This window comes from Candidatus Deferrimicrobiaceae bacterium, assembly GCA_035256765.1.
Taxonomy (GTDB): Bacteria; Desulfobacterota; Deferrimicrobia; order Deferrimicrobiales; family Deferrimicrobiaceae; genus CSP1-8.
Genome location: DATEXR010000042.1, coordinates 1 through 4,655, shown reverse-complemented (window position 1 = coordinate 4,655; position 4,655 = coordinate 1). Strand labels below are relative to the sequence as shown.

The 4,655-nt window shown below is 61.5% G+C and carries 4 protein-coding genes; all 4 read right to left on the bottom strand.

Annotated elements, in window-relative coordinates:
• A partial coding sequence (locus VJ307_01385; GenBank protein HJX72780.1) for a branched-chain amino acid ABC transporter permease occupies window positions 1-1,037 on the bottom strand: 1,037 nt, incomplete at its 3' end.
• Between the two features lie 34 nt (window positions 1,038-1,071).
• Window positions 1,072-1,968 carry a branched-chain amino acid ABC transporter permease gene (locus tag VJ307_01380; GenBank protein HJX72779.1) on the bottom strand — a complete coding sequence of 299 codons (897 nt, stop codon included), beginning with the start codon at window positions 1,966-1,968 and terminating at the stop codon, window positions 1,072-1,074.
• A 9-nt stretch (window positions 1,969-1,977) separates the two neighbouring features.
• The gene (locus VJ307_01375) at window positions 1,978-3,885 is read right to left on the bottom strand and encodes an AMP-binding protein (GenBank protein ID HJX72778.1); all 1,908 of its coding nucleotides are present in this window, start codon (window positions 3,883-3,885) and stop codon (window positions 1,978-1,980) included.
• A 4-nt stretch (window positions 3,886-3,889) separates the two neighbouring features.
• A partial coding sequence (locus VJ307_01370; protein HJX72777.1) for an ABC transporter ATP-binding protein occupies window positions 3,890-4,655 on the bottom strand: 766 nt, incomplete at its 5' end.

The window sequence follows — 4,655 nt, the reverse complement described above, 5'->3', positions numbered from 1 at the left end:
GCCTTGACCATCTTCCATCGGTGCGCCAGCCCGTCCGGCTCGAAGATCAGAAACAGGATGATGATCAGCCCGAAGATCCCGTGCTCGAAGGAGATCGCAAGCCTCGCGATGCTCGGGAAATCGGCGGAGACCATTTCGGTGCCCACCGAGAGAAGTTTCGGCAAAAGGATCATGAACACCGCGCCGAAGATCGAGCCGATGATGCTCCCCAGCCCTCCGATGATGATCATCGCGAGGTAGACGATCGAAACCTCGATGTTGAACTGCTCGGAGGTCACGTACTTCAGCGAGTGGCCGAACAGGGCCCCCGCGACGCCCGCGTAGAACGAGGAGATCCCGAAGGACAACAGCCGGTACTTGAACAGGTTGATCCCCATGATCTCCGCGGAGATGTAGTGGTCCCGCACGGCCATGAAGGCCCTTCCGGTCCGGGTGCGCATCAGGTTGGCGGCGAACAGGATCATGACGATCGCCACGGCGAGCACGATGTAGTAATAGGACCGGTCCGTGGAGAACGTGTGCCCCGCGATCGAGGGGCGGGGGATCGTGATCCCGTGGCTCCCCCCTGTGACCGACTCCCAGCGGACGAAGATCCACTCGAGGATGAACTGAGATGCCAGCGTCGCGATCGCGAGGTAAAGTCCTTTCAGCCGCAGCGACGGGATGCCGAAGACCATTCCGGCCAGCGCGGTGACCAGACCCGCCGCGGGAATCCCCACCCAGAAGGAAAGGCCCATCTTCGCCGTCACGTATGCCGAGGTGTACGCGCCCACCCCGAGGAAGGCTCCCTGCCCGAGGGAGATCTGCCCGGTGTATCCGGTCAGGATGTTGATGCCGACCGCGCCGATCGACGCGATGAGGATCTGGAGGAGGATCCAGAGGTATTCCCCCTTCAGGAGATACTCCCCTTTCAGCTTGAGGACCGGCAGGACGAGGAGAAAGCCGAGGAACACCGCCAGACAGACCTTGATGAACGGGGTCTGGAAGATCTCCATGTCCTTCCGGTAAGTGGTGCGGAAGTCCCCGCAGTAGTGCATGCGCTTCTCCTTGATGCCGGCGGTCTGTCTCTTCCTACACCCGCTCGATATCCTTCGTGCCGAAGAGCCCATAGGGCTTGATCATCAGGATGATGACCAGGAAAACGTACGGCGCAACCTCCTTGACGCCGCTTAGGTTCAGATACGTCTTGCAGAAACCGTCGGAGAGGTTCTCCAGGATCCCGATGATCATCCCTCCGAGGGCGGCCCCGAGGATGGAGTCCAGCCCGCCTAGGATCGTCGCGGGGAACACCTTCAGCCCGAAGTGGTAGAGCGAGCTGTTGATCCCGTTGATGTTGCCGATCAGCACCCCCCCGATCCCCGACACGACCGCCGAGATCACCCAGGACAGGGCGAAGATATGCTTTACCGAGATCCCCATCGACTGGGCGACCTGCTGGTTGAAGGCGGTCGCGCGCATCGCGACCCCGGCCTTCGAGTACTTGAAGAAGACCGAAAAGACCGCCAGGAGGACGAGGGAGAGGATGAAGCACCAAACGAACTCGAGGGAAATGGGCAGACCGGCGATCTCGACCATCTCCTGGGGGAACAGCTTCGGCTCGTAGACGAGGATCTCGGTCCCCCAGATGGCCGCCACGAGCGACCGGAGCACGAGGGAAAGGCCGATCGTGACCATGATGATGGAGATGATCGGCTCCCCGATCATGGGCCGGAGGATCAGGCGCTCGACGAACATGGCCAGGACCATCCCGAACAGGATGGTGAGCAGAAGCGCGGCCCAGAACGGGACGTGCATCTGCACGAGGAAGGCATAGCAGACGTAGGCCCCGACCATCAGGAGCTCCCCCTGGGCGAAGTTCACGACCCGGGTCGCCTTGTAGATGATGACGAAACCTAAGGCGACCGCCGAGTAGATGCTGCCGATGACCAGGCCGCTGATCACCAGCTGCAGCAAGTACTGGAATGTCATCTTTCCTCCCTATAAATCCCGGATGGCGAGCGTCGTCCTGATCTGCGAGGTCTTCCCATCCTGGTACTTGATCACGGCGTCGATCGGGATCGATGCCGCCCCGGTGTACATCCCCTCGATCACGTGCCGGTATCTCTCCCCCACGAAGGCGCGCCGGACCTTCCTCGTGCGCGTCAGCTCATCGTCGTCCGCATCCAGCTCCTTGTACAGGAGCAGGAACCGCCGGATCCGGGTGGTTTCGGGAAGCGTGGCGTTCACCTTGTCCACTTCCTTCGCGATAAGTTCCAGGACTTCGGCCTTCCCCGCCAGGTCGGTGTAGGTCGTGTAGGAGATCCGGCGGCTCTCCGCCCACTTTCCGACATTGGGGTAGTCGATGCAGATCATCGAGGCGATGAAGTCCCGCTCGTGCCCCAGACAGACGCACTCCTTGATGTAGGGGGAGAACTTGAGCTTGTTTTCGATGAACTGCGGGGAGAACCTCGTCCCGTCGGTAAGGTGCATGACGTCCTTTACGCGGTCGATCACGATCAGATGTCCGTCGTCGGTGAAGTATCCCGCGTCTCCGGAATGAAGCCATCCCCCGGCCAGCGTCTTCTCTGTCTCCTCGGGGCTCTTGTAGTACCCGAGGAACACCGAGGAACTCCGGGAAAGGATCTCGCCGGTCTCCGAGATCCGGACCTCGGTCTCGGGGATCGGCTTTCCCACCGAGTCGAAGTTGATGTCGCCGTCGCGATGGATGCAGGAGATGCCGGAGATCTCGGTCTGGCCGTAGATCTGCTTGAGGTTCACCCCCATCGCGTTGAAGAACTTAAAGACGTCGGGCCCGAGGGCCGCGCCGCCCGTGGAGGCGGTCCGGATGCGAAGGAGGCCGAGCCGGTCCTTCAGGGCCCGGAAGACGAGGGAGTACGCTAGCCGGTGCTTGAGATGGAGAAGCGCCGAGGGCCTCTGCTTCCGGAAGATGGTGTCCGCATACTCGTACCCGACGGGGAGAGCCCAGCTGTACATCGCCCGTTTGAACCAGGAGGCGTCCATGACCTTGACCTGGACGGTGGAAGTCATATTTTCCCAAATCCGCGGCGGGGAAAACATCACGTTCGGGCCGATCTCCCGGATGTTCTCCTGGACGGTCTCCGGTTTTTCGGGAAAGTTGACGGTGAAGCCGGTGAGAAGCGCGCTGGACAGGCACATCATCTGTTCCCCGATCCAGGCCAGGGGGAGGAAGGAGACGAACTCGTCGTTCTCGAACTTCGGGTCGACCTCCATCAGGTTCGCCGCCATCATGAGGAGATTCCGGAAGGTGAGCATGGCGCCCTTCGGGAAGCCGGTCGTGCCGGAGGTGTAGCAGATGAGCGCCAGGTCGTCCATCTTCCCCCCCACGACCTTTTTCGCGTAGAGATCCGGCTCTTTCTCCTCCAGTTCCCGGCCGTAAGTCTCCACTTCCTGGAAGTCGAGCAGGTACGGCTCCTTGTACCCCCGCATCCCCCGGGAGTCGCTGTATACCACGTAGCGGACCTTCGGCAGCTGCTCCCTCATGTCCAGGATCTTGTCCACCTGCTCCTGGTCCTCGGCCACCACGAATGTGGAGTCGGAGTGGTCGATGACGTAGACGACCTCCTTCAGCGTCGAGTCCTGGTAGAGGCCCAGGGGAACGGCCCCGGCCGCCTGGGCGGCCACCTCGGCCCACACCCACTCCGGCCGGTTGTCCCCGATGATGGCGACCTTGTCCCCGGGGGACAGCCCCAGGGAAACCAGCCCGAGGGAGAAGTACTTCACGTGCTCGTGATACTCCCTCCAGGTAAATCCCTGCCAGATTCCGAACTCCTTCTCGCGCATGGCGATCTTCCGGTCGCCGAACCGCTCCGCGTTGCGGACCAAGAGCTTCGGAAAGGTGTCGTGCTGCGCCAGGACGCTCTTCATCCCCTTAATACGCCTCCAAGTTCCTCAGAAAGTCGTCCTCCTCCCCGATGTACGCCCGGATGACGTGCGGGTCGTTGGCGACCTTCGAAGGTTCGCCCTCTGATATCTTGACGCCGAAATCGAGGACGCTCACCCGGTGGCTGATGTCCATCACGACGCTTAAGTCGTGCTCGATCAGGAGGATGGTGACCCCCCACTCCTCGTTGATGTCGAGAATGAACCGGGCCATGTCCTCCTTCTCCTCGAGATTCATTCCGGCCATCGGTTCGTCGAGCAGGAGGAGCTTCGGCTTGAGGGAGAGAGCGCGCCCGAGCTCGACCCGTTTCCGGAGGCCATACGGGAGTGTCCCGACGGGCTTTTTCCGGATGTTCTCGATCTCGAGGAAATCGACGATGTCCTCGACGATCTTCCGGTTCTCGATCTCCTCCTTGCGGGCGGGCCCGAGATAGATCCCCCCGAAGAAAACGCCCCGCTTCAGGAACAGGTGTCTCCCCAGCATGAGGTTGTCGAGCACGGTCATGTGGTGGAAGAGGGCGATGTTCTGGAACGTCCGGGCGATCCCGAGCCGCGCGATCTGATACGGCTTCATCCCGGTGATCTTCCGGTCCTCGAAGTAGACGGAGCCTCTCTGGGGCCGGTAGACGCAGGAGATGCAGTTGAACACCGAGGTCTTCCCGGCACCGTTCGGCCCGATGATCGCGTGGATCCCCCCCTTCGTCACGTTGGTGGAGACGCCGTTGATCGCCTTCACGCCTCCGAACGAGAGGTGT

Bases quoted from the DNA above. Each gene is read 5' to 3' on its own strand.
- VJ307_01380 (HJX72779.1), bottom strand. From the start codon at position 1,968: ATGACATTCCAGTACTTGCTGCAGCTGGTGATCAGCGGCCTGGTCATC.
- VJ307_01375 (HJX72778.1), bottom strand. From the start codon at position 3,885: ATGAAGAGCGTCCTGGCGCAGCACGACACCTTTCCGAAGCTCTTGGTC.